Origin of the sequence: Streptomyces sp. NPDC007095, from assembly GCF_040634475.1 — a bacterium.
Classification (GTDB): Bacteria; Actinomycetota; Actinomycetes; order Streptomycetales; family Streptomycetaceae; genus Streptomyces.
Map to the genome: position 1 here is coordinate 1 of NZ_JBEYFS010000263.1, position 15,771 is coordinate 15,771.

11 protein-coding genes and 1 pseudogene are annotated in these 15,771 nt (G+C 70.3%); 6 read left to right on the forward strand and 6 right to left on the reverse strand.

Translation table 11 applies throughout. The features are described 5' to 3' along the window. Positions 1 to 115 precede the first annotated feature (115 nt). Positions 116 to 1,657, reverse strand: coding sequence for an ATP-binding protein (locus tag ABZ656_RS49590; RefSeq protein WP_360278089.1), 1,542 nt, complete (start codon positions 1,655 to 1,657; stop codon positions 116 to 118). Beyond that, on the reverse strand, positions 1,654 to 2,340 hold the full coding sequence (locus ABZ656_RS49595; protein WP_360278107.1) for a response regulator transcription factor: 687 nt from the start codon (positions 2,338 to 2,340) through the stop codon (positions 1,654 to 1,656). Before ABZ656_RS49595 ends, ABZ656_RS49590 begins: the two co-directional genes overlap by 4 nt. Before the next feature lie 454 nt (positions 2,341 to 2,794). On the opposite strand from ABZ656_RS49595, the gene ABZ656_RS49600 reads away from it, so the two are divergent. Together ABZ656_RS49600 and ABZ656_RS49605 are read left to right on the forward strand one after the other, a co-directional pair. After that, entirely contained in the window at positions 2,795 to 6,436 is a 3,642-nt protein-coding gene (locus ABZ656_RS49600) for a S8 family serine peptidase (protein ID WP_360278092.1), read from the forward strand. A 68-nt stretch (positions 6,437 to 6,504) separates the two neighbouring features. Continuing rightward, positions 6,505 to 7,509 (forward strand): LuxR C-terminal-related transcriptional regulator, encoded by a 1,005-nt coding sequence (locus ABZ656_RS49605; RefSeq protein ID WP_360278095.1) that lies wholly within the window; start codon positions 6,505 to 6,507, stop codon positions 7,507 to 7,509. Between the two features lie 78 nt (positions 7,510 to 7,587). Here the strand turns inward: ABZ656_RS49605 and acnA are convergent, their stop codons facing one another. After that, positions 7,588 to 10,302 carry an aconitate hydratase AcnA gene (acnA, locus tag ABZ656_RS49610; RefSeq protein WP_360278098.1) on the reverse strand — a complete coding sequence of 905 codons (2,715 nt, stop codon included), beginning with the start codon at positions 10,300 to 10,302 and terminating at the stop codon, positions 7,588 to 7,590. Between the two features lie 310 nt (positions 10,303 to 10,612). Here acnA and ABZ656_RS49615 point away from each other — a divergent pair, with 310 nt between their 5' ends. From ABZ656_RS49615 to ABZ656_RS49625, 3 genes are all read left to right on the forward strand, one after another. Further along, positions 10,613 to 11,473, forward strand: a complete 861-nt coding sequence (locus ABZ656_RS49615; protein WP_360278101.1) for a helix-turn-helix transcriptional regulator — start codon at positions 10,613 to 10,615, stop codon at positions 11,471 to 11,473. A gap of 119 nt (positions 11,474 to 11,592) precedes the next feature. Further along, positions 11,593 to 11,790, forward strand: coding sequence for a DUF4236 domain-containing protein (locus tag ABZ656_RS49620; RefSeq protein ID WP_101401239.1), 198 nt, complete (start codon positions 11,593 to 11,595; stop codon positions 11,788 to 11,790). Between the two features lie 94 nt (positions 11,791 to 11,884). After that, positions 11,885 to 13,414, forward strand: coding sequence for a UDP-N-acetylglucosamine 1-carboxyvinyltransferase (locus ABZ656_RS49625; protein WP_101401238.1), 1,530 nt, complete (start codon positions 11,885 to 11,887; stop codon positions 13,412 to 13,414). 93 nt (positions 13,415 to 13,507) lie between these two features. Here ABZ656_RS49625 and ABZ656_RS49630 read toward each other — a convergent pair whose 3' ends face one another. After that, entirely contained in the window at positions 13,508 to 13,954 is a 447-nt protein-coding gene (locus ABZ656_RS49630; protein WP_101401237.1) for a DUF6299 family protein, read from the reverse strand. 289 nt (positions 13,955 to 14,243) lie between these two features. On the opposite strand from ABZ656_RS49630, the gene ABZ656_RS49635 reads away from it, so the two are divergent. After that, positions 14,244 to 14,438 (forward strand): DUF5999 family protein, encoded by a 195-nt coding sequence (locus ABZ656_RS49635; protein WP_095852133.1) that lies wholly within the window; start codon positions 14,244 to 14,246, stop codon positions 14,436 to 14,438. 28 nt (positions 14,439 to 14,466) lie between these two features. Here ABZ656_RS49635 and ABZ656_RS49640 read toward each other — a convergent pair whose 3' ends face one another. Next, complete coding sequence (locus tag ABZ656_RS49640; protein WP_075030547.1) at positions 14,467 to 14,865, reverse strand: RidA family protein; 399 nt, start codon at positions 14,863 to 14,865, stop codon at positions 14,467 to 14,469. A gap of 22 nt (positions 14,866 to 14,887) precedes the next feature. Continuing rightward, a pseudogene (locus ABZ656_RS49645) lies at positions 14,888 to 15,613 on the reverse strand (acyl-CoA dehydrogenase); the annotation flags it as partial. Between the last annotated feature and the right edge of the window lie 158 nt (positions 15,614 to 15,771).

Consider the following 15,771-nt stretch of genomic DNA (forward strand, 5'->3'; position numbering starts at 1 on the left):
CGTACTGGACGTACTCGGGTCTGTGCCTGGTGCGGTGAGAGTGCGTGCATGGCGTCGCGGGGCAGACGGGAATTTGACGACAGGGCCTAGGGGCGGCACCAAGGGCGGTCTGGCTTCAGGCCGACGCGGGCGCCGGAGCGGGCGCCGGGTCCGGGGTCCTGGCGCTGTCGGCCGGGGGCAGTTCGAGCGTGAACTCCGTACGACCCGGGGCGCTCTCCACGCGGATGCGACCGCCGTGGGCGGCGGTGACCGCCTCGGCGATGGCGAGTCCGAGGCCGGAGCCGCCCTCAGTCGGGTTGCCCCGGGAGCGCGAGGCGTCGCCTCGGGTGAAGCGTTCGAAGACGGACGGGAGCAGGTGCGGCGGGATACCGGGGCCGTCGTCGCGCACGCGGATCGTGCAGGACGCGCCCGTGGCCTCCACCGAGGCGACCACGGTCGTACCAACAGGCGTATGCACACGGGCGTTGGCCAACAGGTTGGCCACCGCCTGGTGGAGCCGTGCCTCGTCGCCGACGACCAGGGCCGGGGTGTCCAGCAGCAGCGCCAGCTGCCAGTTGTGGGTGTCCCCGGCGGCCCGCGCGTCCCACACCGCCTCGGCGACCAGTGCCGCGAGGTCCACCTCGGCCGCGTGCAGCGGCCTGCCCTCGTCCAGCCGGGCGAGCAGCAGCAGGTCCTCGACGAGGCCGGTCATCCGGGCCGACTCGGCGGAGACCCGGCGCCAGGCCAGGGTCGGCTCGATCCTCTCGGTGCCGCGGTTCATCAGTTCCGCGTACCCGGCGATGGACGCGAGGGGCGTACGGAGTTCGTGGCTGGCGTCGGCGAGGAAGCGGCGCATGCGTTCCTCGCTGCGGCGCATCTCCTCCTCGCCGCGCCGGCGTTCGGCGAGCGAGGACTCGACGTGGTCGATCATGCGGTTGAGGGCGGCACCGACCTGGCCGGCCTCGCTGCCGGGGTCGGTGTCGCGTTCGGGTACCCGGGTCAGTCCGGTGACCTCGCCGTGGCCCAGCGGGGAGCGGGAGACCTCGACGGCGGTGGCGGCGACCCGCCCGAGGGGACGCAGTTGGCGCCGTATGACGACCGCGCACACGCAGCCCGCGGCGGTGAGGCCGATGGCGGCCACTACGGCCTCGACCGCGATCAGGCGACCGATCATGTCCTGTACGTCGGCCATGGGAAGCCCGGTAAGGACGGAGACGCCGTCGCCGCCGAGAGCGGTCACCCGGTAGCTGCCGAGGCCCGGGACCGTACGGGTGTGCAGGGAGCCGTCCGTGCTGACGCCGTCGAGTGCGGCGCGCTGGGCGGCGGTGAGCGTCCGCTGCCCGCCGTCGTGGGTGACGACCTCGGCGGCGAGGATCTTGCCGTCGTCGTCGAACCGGGCGGCGAGGGTGCCGACGGCCTGCCCCCGCTCGTTGAGGAACCCCGGGTCCGTGCCGTCGCCGGTGCGGCGCTGGAGCCCGCCCTGGCTGCGTTCGGCGGCGTCGCTGACGCGCTGGTCCAAGGTGCCGAGCAGATAGGAGCGTTGAGCGAAGACGGTGGTGAGGGCCATGGCGGCGCAGACGGCGACGAGGGTGGCGCTGACGGGGAGGAACAGTCGCCTCCGCAGCGAACGCCCGGTCCGAGGGGAGCGTCCGAAGAGCCGGGTCCGTCGGGGGCTCATCTCCCGTCCTCCACCGGCCGGATCGCGTACCCCACCCCACACACGGCGTGGATCACCGACGCCCGCCCTTTGTCGATCTTCCGGCGCAGGTTGGAGATGCAGACCTCGACCAGGTTGCCGCCGCCGTCGAAGGAGCTGCTCCACACGTGGTCGAGGATCTGGGCCGTGCTCAGCACCTGCCGCGGGTGGCCGAGCAGCAGGCCGAGCAGGTCGAACTCCTTGGCGGCGAGCTGGATCGGCGTACCGTCGCGGCGCACTTCGCGGGTCTCCTCGGTCAGGGGGAGATCGCCGAGCATCAGGACGGAGTCGTCGGTGCGGATCGGTTCGGCTCCGGCCCTGCGCAGCAGTCCGCGCAGCCGCAGGACGACCTCCTCCAGGGAGAAGGGCTTGGTCACGTAGTCGTCGGCGCCCGCGGACAGGCCGTCGATGCGGTGTTCCAGCGCGTCGCGCGCGGTCAGCATGAGGACGGGCAGTCCCGGATTCTCGTAGCGCAGCCTGCGCAGCACCTGGATTCCGTCGAGGTCGGGCAGCATCCCGTCGAGCACGACCGCGTGCGGGGCGCAGCCTCGGGCGGCACGCACCGCACTGTGCCCGTCGGCGACCGGGTAGGGCCGCCAGCCCGCCTCGGTGACGGCCACGGAGAGCAGTTCGGTGAGTGCGGGTTCGCCGTCGACGATCAGCACACGAACACGGTCCCCACGGATCCGCTCGCCGCGGAGGCGGTCCCCATGGAGGCGGTCCTCGCGGATCCGCTCGCCGCGCACGCGGGCGCCACCGTCACGTCCGACACGGGGGCGCTCGCCGGGGACGCGGTCGCCACCGGCGCGCTCGCCAGGGACGCGGTCGCCGGAGGCGCGTGTGACGCGGAGACGTTCGCTTCGGGTGCCAGACATATGACGATCCTGTCCCGGTTCGCTGGGAGAACCCTGTGTCCCGACTTTGCCGCAGCCGTGCGAAGGGCCACGCGGGAGGACCCGGCGGTCCTCAACCCCAGTGGCCAAAGAGGGCATTGGCACAGCTCGGCCACAACATTCCCTTGAGCCGCTTCCGCCCCGGCACGCACAGTGGTCCAGACCTCACCAGGTCTCTCAAGGGGAGGAAAGCCCACTGATGCGAAGACTCCACGTCCTCTGGGCCATGTCAGGCTCTGCCGCTCTGCTCGCGGGTGCGGTCGCGCCCTCGGTAGCGGCCCCGAGCTCCTCGTCAGGAGCCCCATCGGCCCCGACGCAGGGCAGCACCCGGACCGTCACCCTCATCACCGGGGACACCGTGTCCCTCACCGCGGGCCCCGACGGGAAGAGCGCCGTCGACGTGCGACGCGGCCAGGGCCGCGAAGGCGTCGACTTCGTGACCACCGAACAGAAGGGCGAGGTCAGTGTCGTACCCGACGACGCGATCCCGCTCGTCCAGGCCGGCCGCCTCGACCCCGCCCTCTTCAACATCAGCCAACTCGTCAAGCAGGGATACACCGACGAGAAGACCGGCGCGATCCCGCTGATCGCCACCTACCGCAAGGGCACCGAGACCCCCGAGGGCGCGCGCCGGACGCTCGCCCTTCCCGGTATCGGCGGCGCAGCACTGAGCGCGAAGAAGTCGACCGCCACGACCAGTTTCTGGGCGGACATCGCCCCGGCCCCCGGCACCTCACCCACCGCGAAGGCCGCGCAGCAGCTCGGCGACGGCCTCGACAAGCTGTGGCTGGATGCCAAGGTCTCGGCTTCCCTCGACGTCAGCGTCCCGCAGATCGGCGCCCCCGACGTGTGGAAGGCCGGCTTCGACGGCAAGGGCGTCAAGGTCGCCGTCCTGGACACCGGCGTGGACACCGGACACCCGGACCTGGCCGGCAAGATCGCGGAGTCCGAGAGCTTCGTACCCGGCGAAGGGGTGCAGGACAAATTCGGCCATGGCACGCACGTGGCCTCCACCATCGTCGGCTCGGGCGCGGCCTCGGGCGGCCGGTACAAAGGCGTGGCGCCGGGCGCGGAACTGGCGGTGGGAAAGGTTCTCGACGACACCGGACACGGCCAGGATTCGTGGATCATCGCGGGCATGGAGTGGGCCGCCAACTCCGGCGCGAAGGTCGTCTCCATGTCCCTGGGCGGTACGGCGTACGGCCCCTCGGATCCGCTGAGCGAGACGGTGGACCGGCTCTCGGCCTCCACCGGAACCCTGTTCGTGATCGCGGCGGGCAACGCGGGCCCCACCGACCAGACCATCGGCACCCCGGGCATCGCGGACTCGGCGCTCACGGTCGGCGCGGTCGACAAGTCGGACCAGCTGGCCCCCTTCTCCAGCCGCGGTCCCCGGCTCGGCGACGTGGCGGTCAAGCCCGAGATCACCGCGCCGGGCGTGAACATCACCGCGGCCCGCGCCGCCGGGACCACCATGGGCACGCCGGTCGACGACTACTACACCACCGCGAGCGGTACGTCGATGGCGACCCCGCACGTGGCGGGCGCGGCGGCACTGGTGGCGCAGGCGCATCCGGACTGGACGGGCGAGCAGATCAAGGAGGCCCTGGCCAGTACCGCCAAGACGCAGCCGGACGCGGATGTCTTCCAGCAGGGCGACGGCCGGGTGGACGCCGTGCGGGCGGTCGAGCAGGGCGTCTTCGGCACCTCGACCCTGAGCGGCGGCACCTACGCCGACGGCGACACCGCGGTCGACAGCAAGGACATCACCTACACCAACACCACGGACAAGGATGTGGAGTTGACGCTCGCGTCGACTCTCTCCGAGGTGACCCCGGGCGCCGGCACCGTCACGGTACCGGCACACGGCACCGCCACGGTCCCGGTCTCCGTCGACCCGTCGAAGGACACGGACGGCCGGTACTCGGGCGACATCACGGCCCGCGCCGACGGCATCCTGGTCACCACGGGCATCGGCTTCGAGAAGGCGCCGAAGACATACAGCCTGAAGGTGCACCTGGTGGGCCGCGACGGGCAGCCGGTCTCCGGGATAGCGCGGTACGCCCTGCAGGAGCTGAACGGCGCGTTCCCCAATGAGTTCGGAAACATGACCGACGATTCGACCTGGCAGGTCCCGGCTGGCACATACTCCCTCGGCACCTGGATCTACGACCGCGACGCGGGCGGCCAGTCCGTCGGTACCTCGGTCGTCGGCAACCCCGAGATCAAGGTCGACGGGGACACCGAGATCACCCTCGACGCCCGCAAGGCGGTGGAGATCAAGCCGAAGACCAAGGAGGACTCCGAGTTCAAGGGCTTCACCACCTCCTGGCACCGCGAGGGGCCGGGCAGCACCTTCGGGATGTCCTACAGCCAGGGCTGGTGGAACAAACACGTCTATGTGGCGCCGCTCAAGAAGGTCACTCAGGGAAGTTTTGAGTTCTACTCCAAGTTCCGCCTGTACGCGAAGGAGTTGACGGCGAGCGTCGTCGGCCCGGAGAAACTGCCGCTGTCGATGTACTACTCGCAGACGTACAACGGCTTCCCGACGAAGATCAGCGGAGAGCACACGGTACGGGCGGTGGACGCGGGCGGCGGCACGGAGGCCGACTTCGCGGGGCTCGACGTCAAGGGCAAGGTCGCGGTGGTCGCGCTCGGCGCCACCGAGCGGTCGGACAGCGCACTGGCCAACGCGACGGCAGCCGGGGCGAGTTACCTCATCACCTACCGCAAGACCCCCGGTTTCTGGATCGAAGCCGTGGACCACGCGACCACCGTCCCGCTGATGATCGCCACCGGCGAGGAGGGCGCCAAGCTCACCAGCCTGCTGCAGACCGGCAAGAAGGTGACGCTGAAACTGGGCGGCACGCCGGTCAGTCCGTACGTCTACAACGCGCTGTTCGCGCAGAAGGACGCCATCTCCGCGAACCAGACCTACCGCCTCGACAGCTCCAACACGGTCAAGCACACGGCCCGTTACTACGGGTCCCAGGCCGGCGCGATGGGCTACGACACCGCGTACTCGTTCCGTCCCTGGCAGATCTACGGCTTCGAAACCGGCGAGTACATGCGGCTCGGCACGGCGCGCACCGAGTACTACAACGTCGACCCCGACACCCGCACCTGGCACGTCGTCTACCCCGACTGGCGGGCGAACCAGGGCGAGTGGAGTCCTCTGCGGAGCTTCGACAAGGCGGGCACGGAACCCGCCGAGGACTGGCTGCGCCCGGTCATCCGCCCGGCGAGCAGCGAGGAGCACGGCCCCTCCGTCCGCACCGGCGACACACTCGCCTTGTCCGTACCGGAGTTGAACGACTCCATGACCGGCCACTACGGGCAGGTGGACGGTACGCAGGACACGGCGAAGGGCAAGCTGTATGCGGACGGGCAGCTGGTCGGCGACTCGGCGCTCGGTGGCTACGGCGTCTTCGACGTCCCGGCGGCGAAGGCCTCGTACCGCTTCATACTCGACGCCCAGCGCCGGGCGGACTGGGCGCGGTACTCCACCAGCACACACACGGAGTGGTCCTTCGCCTCGGCGCACACGGACGCGCAGACGGCGCTGCCTCTGCTCTCCGTCGACTACGACCTGCACGGGCTCGATCTGCTCAACCGCGCCGAGGCCAAGAAGAAGATGAAGCTCGGACTCTCCGTCCGGGACCAGGCGGGGAGCATCAAGGCCAGTTCACTGAAGGCCTGGGTGTCGTACGACGACGGCACGTCCTGGAAGGAGGTGAAGGTCAAGCACGGCAAGGCTGAGATCAAGCAACCGAAGGGAGCGGGGTTCGTGTCCCTGCGGGTGCTGGCTTCCGACGCCGCCGGAAACCAGATCGACCAGACCGTGCTACGGGCGTATGGCCTGAAGTAGGCCTGAATCAGGACCACTGCTCACAGCGGTGCGACAGGCTTAACAAAGATCCTCTACCGTGCCGGGCCATGGCGAACACGGCTTATGAACCGGCACTCGGACGGACCCCTGCCGCAAGCCCCTGGGCCGCGGTGGGGGTCTCCGCCTTCGACGAGCGCCTCTACCGGGCAGTCCTGCACCAGCCCGACGCGGGTACGCCGGGCTGGGCACTGCTGACCGGCGGCTCCCGGTCCCAGGTCCGGGACGCCTGCGAACGGCTGCTGGCCCTGGGCCTGCTGCAGCCGCCGGACTCGGTCGGCGGGCTGCGGGCCGTCGACCCACGGGTGGCGATCCGTGTCCTGATCCGGCGCCGCGAGACAGAGTCCGAACTGCTGGCCGCCACCGCGCAGGAGATGTCCACGGCGTACGACGCGGGGCTGCTGCGCGAACGGCCCGCCCGGCTGGTCGAGGTGGTGGATGGCGAGAGCGCCAACGCCGCGCGGCTGGAGGAGCTGTACGCCCGCGCCGAACACGAGGTGTGCCTCTTCGATTCCCCGCCCTATCTCGCCCCGCGCACCCCGCAGTTGGACCTGCAGGCCGATCTGCTGGGCCGTGGCGTGTCCTATCGCGCGGTCTACGCGGCCACCGCGCTGGAGGATCCGGACGTCCTGTGGCACGCGTTACGGATGGTCGAACTCGGCGAACAGGCACGGGTGTTGCCCGCCGTGCCGGTGAAGCTGCTGGTGGTCGACGGGCGTACCGCGATGCTGCCGCTGACCGCCGCGGACGCGGGCGGCTACTGCGCGGTCCTCATACGACACTCGGCGGTCACCGAGGCCCTGCAGAAGCTGTTCGAGCTGGCCTGGCAGCAGGCGACGCCGCTCGGCCAGCCGGTCGCCGACGGTGAACTCACCGAGGGGGAACGGACGTTGATCCGGCTGCTGGCCGCCGGGATGAAGGACGAGGCGGTCGCCCGTCACCTGGGGGTGAGTCTGCGGACACTGCGCCGCCGGGTGAGTGATCTGCAGGAGCGGCTGGGCGCGGCCAGCCGTTTCCAGCTGGGGATGCGGGCGGCGCAGCGCGGCTGGGTGTAGGTGCGCGGACGTGCCGTCGCATGCGAAGGGCCGCACCCCTCCGAAGAGGAGTGCGGCCCGGCCGCCGTACCGGATCGCCTACTTGCGGATCAGGTTGCGCAGCACGTACTGCATGATGCCGCCGTTGCGGTAGTAGTCCGCCTCGCCGGGGGTGTCGATGCGGACGACCGCGTCGAACTCGACGCCGGTGTCGGTGGTGACCTTCACCGTGCGCGGGGTGGTGCCGTTGTTGAGCTCCTCGACGCCGGTGAAGGAGAAGGTCTCCTCGCCGGTGAGGCCGAGTGCCTCGGCGGTGGCGCCCTCCGGGAACTGGAGCGGCAGGACGCCCATGCCGATGAGGTTCGAGCGGTGGATGCGCTCGTACGACTCGGCGATGACGGCCTTGACGCCGAGGAGCGCGGTGCCCTTGGCGGCCCAGTCGCGGGACGAGCCGGAGCCGTACTCCTTACCGGCCAGGATGACCAGCGGGGTGCCCTGCTCGATGTAGTTGCGCGAGGCGTCGTAGATGAACGCGACGGGCGCGCCCTCGACGGTGAAGTCGCGGGTGTAGCCGCCCTCGGTGCCCGGCGCGATCTGGTTGCGCAGGCGGATGTTGGCGAACGTGCCGCGGATCATGACCTCGTGGTTGCCTCGGCGCGAGCCGTAGGAGTTGAAGTCACGACGCTCCACACCGTGCTCGGTGAGGTACTTGCCGGCCGGGGTGTCGGCCTTGATGGCGCCGGCGGGAGAGATGTGGTCCGTCGTCACCGAGTCGCCCAGCTTGGCGAGCACACGGGCACCGGCGATGTCGGTGACCGGGGACGGCTCGTGCGCCATGCCCTCGAAGTACGGGGGCTTGCGGACGTAGGTGGACTGCGGGTCCCACTCGAAGGTGTTGCCGGTCGGGATCGGCAGCGCCTGCCACTGGGCGTCGCCCGCGAAGACGTCCTGGTAGGACTTGTTGAACATGTCCTCGCCGATGGCGTTCGCCACGACGTCGTTGACCTCGGCCTCGGAGGGCCAGATGTCGGCCAGGTAGACCGGCTTGCCGTCCTGGTCGACGCCCAGCGCGTCCTTGGTGATGTCCACCTTCATGGAGCCCGCGAGCGCGTACGCGACGACCAGCGGCGGGGAGGCCAGGTAGTTCATCTTGACGTCGGGGTTGATACGGCCCTCGAAGTTCCGGTTGCCGGAGAGGACCGAGGTGACGGCGAGGTCGTGGTCGTTGACGGCCTTGGAGACCTCCTCCGGCAGCGGGCCGGAGTTGCCGATGCAGGTGGTGCAGCCGTAGCCGACGAGGTTGAAGCCGACCTTGTCGAGGTAGGGGGTGAGCCCCGCCTTGTCGAAGTAGTCGGTGACGACCTTGGAGCCCGGGGCGAGAGTGGTCTTGACCCACGGCTTGCGGGTCAGGCCCTTCTCGACCGCCTTCTTGGCCACCAGCGCGGCGGCGACCATGACGTACGGGTTCGAGGTGTTGGTGCAGGAGGTGATGGCCGCGACCGTCACCGCGCCGTGGTCGATCTCGTAGGTCGAGCCGTCGGGGGCGGTGACCGTGGTCAAACGGGTCGGTACGCCGTTGGTGGTGGCCGGGGAGTCGGAGGCCGGGAAGGACTCCTTGCCCGCCTCGTCGTCCTCGTCCACGTAGTTGCGCACGTCCCGCGCGAACTGCTGCGCGGCGTTCGCGAGGACGATGCGGTCCTGCGGGCGCTTCGGGCCGGCGATCGAGGGGACGACCGTGGAGAGGTCGAGCTCCAGCTTCTCGGAGAAGTCGGGCTCGGCGGCCGGGTCGAGCCAGAGGCCCTGCTCCTTGGCGTACGCCTCGACGAGCGCGAGCTGCTGCTCACTGCGGCCGGTCAGCTTGAGGTACTTGATCGTTTCCGCGTCGATCGGGAAGATCGCGGCCGTCGAGCCGAACTCCGGCGACATGTTGCCGATGGTGGCGCGGTTGGCCAGCGAGGTGGCGGCGACGCCCTCGCCGTAGAACTCGACGAACTTGCCGACGACGCCGTGCTTGCGCAGCATCTCGGTGATCGTGAGCACGAGGTCGGTGGCCGTGGTGCCCGGGGTGAGCTCACCGGTCAGCTTGAAGCCGACGACGCGCGGGATGAGCATGGAGACCGGCTGGCCGAGCATCGCGGCCTCGGCCTCGATGCCGCCGACGCCCCAGCCGAGCACACCGAGGCCGTTGACCATGGTGGTGTGCGAGTCGGTGCCGACGAGCGTGTCGGGGTACGCCTGGCCGTTACGGACCATGACCGTGCGCGCCAGGTGCTCGATGTTCACCTGGTGGACGATGCCGGTGCCCGGCGGGACGACCTTGAACTCGTCGAAGGCGGTCTGGCCCCAGCGCAGGAACTGGTAGCGCTCCTTGTTGCGGCCGTACTCCAGCTCGACGTTCTGCGCGAACGCGTCGTTCGTACCGAACTTGTCGGCGATGACGGAGTGGTCGATGACCAGCTCGGCCGGGGCCAGCGGGTTGATCTTCGCCGGGTCGCCGCCGAGCTCCTTGACGGCCTCACGCATGGTGGCGAGGTCGACGACACAGGGCACGCCGGTGAAGTCCTGCATGATCACGCGGGCGGGCGTGAACTGGATCTCCTGGCTGGGCTGCGCCTGGGAGTCCCAGTTGCCGATGGACCGGATGTGGTCGGCGGTGATGTTCGCGCCGTCCTCGGTGCGGAGCAGGTTCTCCAGCAGCACCTTCAGGCTGTACGGAAGGCGAGCCGAGCCTTCCACCTTGTCCAGCCGGAAGATCTCGTACGACTCGTCGCCCACCTGCAGCGTGCTGCGGGCGTCGAAGCTGTTCGCCGACACGACAGTCTCCTTCATTGATGTGCGCGTTCCCACCGCATCCTGCCGCCACGACGTCTTGGCCGATCCGCTAAGGTAAGGCTAAGTTAGGCAAGCCTTACCGGGGTGGCGGCTGCGGTGCACCTCGGCAGATATCTCGATGTCGAGATAACTCTAGTACATGGGCGCCCACTGGTCATGCCCGGCATGCTGTCGACGCGCCCTCGGCCGAGCTTCGCAAGGACACGGAACGACGGTGCGAGCGGTCCCCGGCCCGTCTTCATGGCACTGCCAGTACCAGGCACGGGCGGGCGGACCGGTGCACAGTGGGGGGATGGCGAGTACGGAGTTCGGGCGGACGGTCCGGCGCTGGCGGGACCGGGTCTCCCCCGAGGCGGCCGGGCTCCCCGCCGGTGGACACCGGCGCGCGGCCGGACTGCGCCGCGAGGAGCTGGCGCTGCTGGCCGGGATCTCGGTCGACTATGTCACCCGGCTCGAACAGGGCCGGGCGAGCAACCCCTCGGAGCAGATCGTCGAGGCGCTCGGCCGGGCGCTGCGGCTGTCCGGCGCCGAGCGCGAACACCTTTTCCATCTCGCCGGACTGGTCCCGCCGGGGCGCGGCACGGTGCCCGCCCACATCACCCCCGGCGTGCACCGGATGCTGGACCGGCTGACCGGAACGCCCGTCGCGGTCTTCGACGCGGCATGGAACCTGCTGCTGGCCAACCCGCTGTACGCGGCCCTGATGGGCGACCCGTCCGGGTGGCGCGGCAACGAGCGCAACGCGGTGTGGCGCAACCTCGTGGGCCCGGGCACCCACGTCCGCCACACCCCCGAGGCCCGGCGCGAGTTCGAGACCACCGTGGTCGCCGACCTGCGCGCGACCGCGCACCGGTATCCGGCGGACCAGCGACTGCGGCGCCTGATCGAGGAGCTGCGCGCGAACAGCGACCGGTTCGCCGTGTTGTGGGAGTCCGAGGCCGTGGGCCACCACGAGTCCTCGCGCAAGACCGTCGACCATCCGCAGCTGGGCCCCCTGACGCTCGACTGCGACGTGCTCAGCGTCGCGGGCAGCGACCTGCGCATCATGGTCTACACGGCCGAGCCGGGGACGCGGGACGCCGAACAGGTCGCCCTCCTAGGGGCCATCGGCACTCAGACGCTCGTGGAGCGCGGGGCGGCGGAACGAGGCTGAACACGCCGGGAGTTCACAGGCAACCATCGCCCGTTTCGGGGTACTGGGAACGGGACGCACCACAGTCGGTGTAGCAAACCGAGACAAACAGCCGTGAAATCCAGTAGGGCGGACCACTCATGCCCCTCACGTTCCGCAAGAGCTTCCGCATCCTTCCCGGGGTGCGGCTGAACATCAACCGGCGCTCGTGGTCGATCACCACGGGCGGCCGGCACGGGCCGCGCCACACCCGCAGCAGCACCGGACGCCGCACCACCTCGATGGATCTGCCGGGCCCCTTCGGCTGGCGGCGCACGACGCGTCGGCGGGAGCGCTGACCGAACTCCCCCGTGGGTGCGGTGTGCCGCAGTCCACTACCCGGACGGGTGCGCTCCGTTTCTCTTTATCTCACATCAGATATACGGTCGCGCCATGGCAGACGACTACCTCGTACGCATCGGCAAGCTCATCCGTGATGCCCGGCAACACCGGGGCTGGACACAGTCGCAGCTCGCCGAGGCGCTCGGCACAAGTCAGAGCGCCGTCAATCGCATCGAGCGCGGCAACCAAAACATCAGCCTTGAGATGATCGCTCGAATCGGTGAAGCCCTGGACAGCGAAATCGTGTCCCTGGGCTACGCGGGTCCGATGCATCTGCGCGTGGTCGGCGGACGTCGTCTGTCCGGCTCGATCGATGTCAAGACCAGTAAGAACGCGTGCGTCGCGCTGCTGTGCGCGACGCTTCTGAACAAGGGGCGCACGGTGCTGCGGCGGGTGGCCCGGATCGAAGAGGTCTACCGCCTTCTGGAGGTACTCGGTTCGATCGGCGTCCGCACCCGCTGGATCAACGACGGGGTCGACCTCGAGATCGTGCCCCCGAGCGAGCTGGACATGGAGGCGATCGACGCCGAGGCCGCCCGCCGGACGCGGTCCATCATCATGTTCCTCGGCCCGCTGCTGCACCGTATGGACACCTTCAGGCTGCCGTACGCGGGCGGTTGCGACCTCGGCACCCGGACCATCGAGCCGCACATGATCGCGCTGCGGCGGTTCGGGCTCGACATCGCCGCCACCGAGGGGCTCTACCACGCCCAGGTCGACCGGGCCGTCTCCCCCGGCCGGCCCATCGTGCTGACCGAGCGCGGCGACACCGTCACCGAGAACGCGCTGCTCGCCGCCGCCCGCCACGACGGCGTGACCGTCATCCGCAACGCCTCCTCCAACTACATGGTCCAGGACCTGTGCTTCTTCCTGGAGGCACTCGGCGTACGGGTGGAGGGCATCGGCACGACCACACTCACCGTCCACGGCGTGCCGAACATCGACGTGGACGTGGACTACTCGCCCTCCGAGGACCCGGTCGAGGCGATGAGCCTGCTCGCCGCCGCGGTGGTCACCGAGTCGGAGCTGACGGTGCGCCGGGTGCCGATCGAGTTCCTGGAGATCGAGCTCGCGGTACTGGAGGAGATGGGCCTCGACCACGACCGCACGCCGGAGTACTTCGCGGACAACGGCCGTACCCGGCTGGTGGACCTGACCGTACGGCCCTCCAAGCTGGAGGCGCCGATCGACAAGATCCACCCGATGCCGTTCCCTGGCCTGAACATCGACAACGTGCCGTTCTTCGCGGCCATCGCGGCCTCCGCACAGGGCAAGACCCTCATCCACGACTGGGTCTACGACAACCGGGCCATCTACCTGACCGACCTGAACCGGCTCGGCGGCCGACTGCAACTCCTCGACCCCCACCGCGTGCTGGTCGAGGGCCCGACCCGCTGGCGCGCCGCCGAGATGATGTGCCCGCCCGCGCTGCGGCCCGCCGTGGTCGTACTGCTGGCGATGATGGCGGCCGACGGCACGTCCGTGCTGCGCAATGTGTACGTCATCAACCGCGGCTACGAGGACCTGGCCGAGCGGCTCAACTCGATCGGGGCACAGATCGAGACGTTCCGGGACATCTAGAACGACTGGAACGTGAGGGGCTCGCCGGGGGACGACTTCGCGTCGCCCTCCGGCGACCCCACCGTGTGCCGTCCCCTCCCGCCCGTGGCCGGCTCAGCCCTCCATGAGGGTGATGTCCTGCTGCTGCAGCGCGTGGAACAGCGGCAGCGGCAGACCGCCCAGGGCGGGGCTCAGTTCCATCAGGGTGGCCTCGACATGGGCGGCGCCCGGTGCGAGGGTGCCGGGTGTGCGCTTCTCCGAGTTGGTCCATCGGTGCTCCGCGCCGTCGCAGACCGCCGCGGTGCCGCCGATGCCGTAACGGATCCGGGAGTCGCCCTGCGAGACCGACGAGGAGACGAGCACCGGCCCCGTACCGCTCAGACAGCGGTAGGTGCCGAAGAGAGTGACGGTTCCGTCGGCCGCGAGGTGACCGGTCGGGTTGACGGTCACCGTCTCGGACGGCGCCGACAGGGCGCCGACGGACACGGCGACGGCGGACGGGGTGGCCAGCAGCAGGAACGCGGCGCCGGTGGCCGCGCCGATGACCTGGCGCAAGGGCATGAGGTACCTCCTGGAACGTGGGGGCTCCACAGGTACCGGGCGCACGGGCCCGACGCAGTGATCCTCACCCCTTTGGTGGCGAGTCCGGTACCCGGCTGGTCCGGTCCGTCGTGGGCCGAGTCCGTCGTGGGCCGAGTCCGTGCGTCATGGGAACGTTCGAGAGTTGTCCGCGTGTTGTCACGCTTCTCGACCGGCGGTTCCGATGAGTTCGCCACGGGAGCATGGTCTTAGGTATGCGAGGCGGCGACAGCGCCGTCGGCACTCATCGCATCCGACGTGGAGGTGCGTCATGTGTTCCCACCAAACTCTGTGCCCGTCCGCGGACTCCAACGCTCCGCACATCGTGTCGGCCCACCCCGAGCAGGGCTGGAGCCTGCTGTGCAACGGCGCGATCGTCTTCGACGACAGCGGTGAACTGCTCCCCGACGGCAGCGTGGTCGCTCCGCACCGGGTGTTCGCCGAGCGGCTGGCCGTCGCCGCCTAGTCCCTCCGGGAGTTCCGGGGCCGGGGTGCTACGGCAGCACCGCGAAACCGTCGAGTTCGACCAGGGCCTGTTCGTCCCAGAGGCGGGCGGCGCCGACGACGGCCATCGCGGGATAGTCGCGGCCCGCCAACCGCCGCCAGACGCGGCCGAGTTCGGGGGCTCGCGCACGGTAGTCCGCGACATCGGTGGCGTAGACCGTCACCCGCGCGAGGTCGGCCGGGGTTCCCCCCGCGGCCCGCAGCGCGGTCAGCAGATTGGTCAGCGCCTTCTCGAACTGCTCCGGGAGGGTCTCGCCGACCACCTTCCCGTCCGTGTCCAGCGCGGTCTGGCCCGCCAGGAAGACCACGCGGGTACCGGTGGCGACGACGGCGTGCGAGAAGCCGGTGGGCGGGGAGAGCTCGGGCGGGTTGACACGCTCGGTGCTCACGGAACCTCCAGGCTCTCGACGCTCACGGGGCCTCCACCGACGCGTACAACTCCTTGGCGATGACCGCCCGCTGGACCTCGCTGGCGCCTTCGTAGATACGGGGCGCGCGGACCTCCCGGTAGAGGTGTTCGAGGAGATGGCCGCGGCACAGGGCACGGGCGCCGTGCAGTTGCACCGCCGCGTCGACCACGTACTGGGCCGTCTCGGTCGCCAGCAGCTTCGCCATCGCCGCGCGCCGGGGCACGTCCGGAGCCCCTTCGTCGTACGCCGCCGCCGCCGCGTAGACCATCAGGCGGGCCGCCTCCGTACGCAGCGCCATCTCGGCGACCTGGTGGGCCACCGTCTGCAGATCCTTCAGCCTGCCGCCGAACGCCTCCCGCCCGGCCGTGTGCGTGAGCGTCGCCGCGAGGGCCGCCCCCGCCATGCCGACCGCGAAGGCGCCCACGCTCGGGCGGAAGAGGTTGAGCGTGTGCATCGCGACCCGGAAACCGCGGTCGGGCTCACCGAGCACGTCGTCCGCTGTCACCGGTACGGCGTCGAAGGCGAGGGCGCCGATGGGGTGCGGGGAGAGCATGTCGAGCGGGGTACCGGTGAGGCCGGGCCGGTCGGCGGGCACCAGGAAGGCGGTGACGCCACGGGCTCCGGCGCCCGGGGTGGTCCGCGCGAAGACGGTGTAGAAATCGGCCTCGGGCGCGTTGGAGATCCAGCACTTCTCCCCGCTGAGCCGCCAGCGCCCCCAGCCGTCACGCTCGGCAACGGGCGGGGAACCGGGGTCCGCAGGCGCGGCTCCGGGGCCCGCAGGCGCGGCTCCGGGGCCCGCAGGCGCGGCTCCGGGGCCCGCAGGCGCGGCTCCGGGGCCCCATTGGTCTTACTCCTGGCGCCTCAAGTCATCCGGAGAGGGTAATC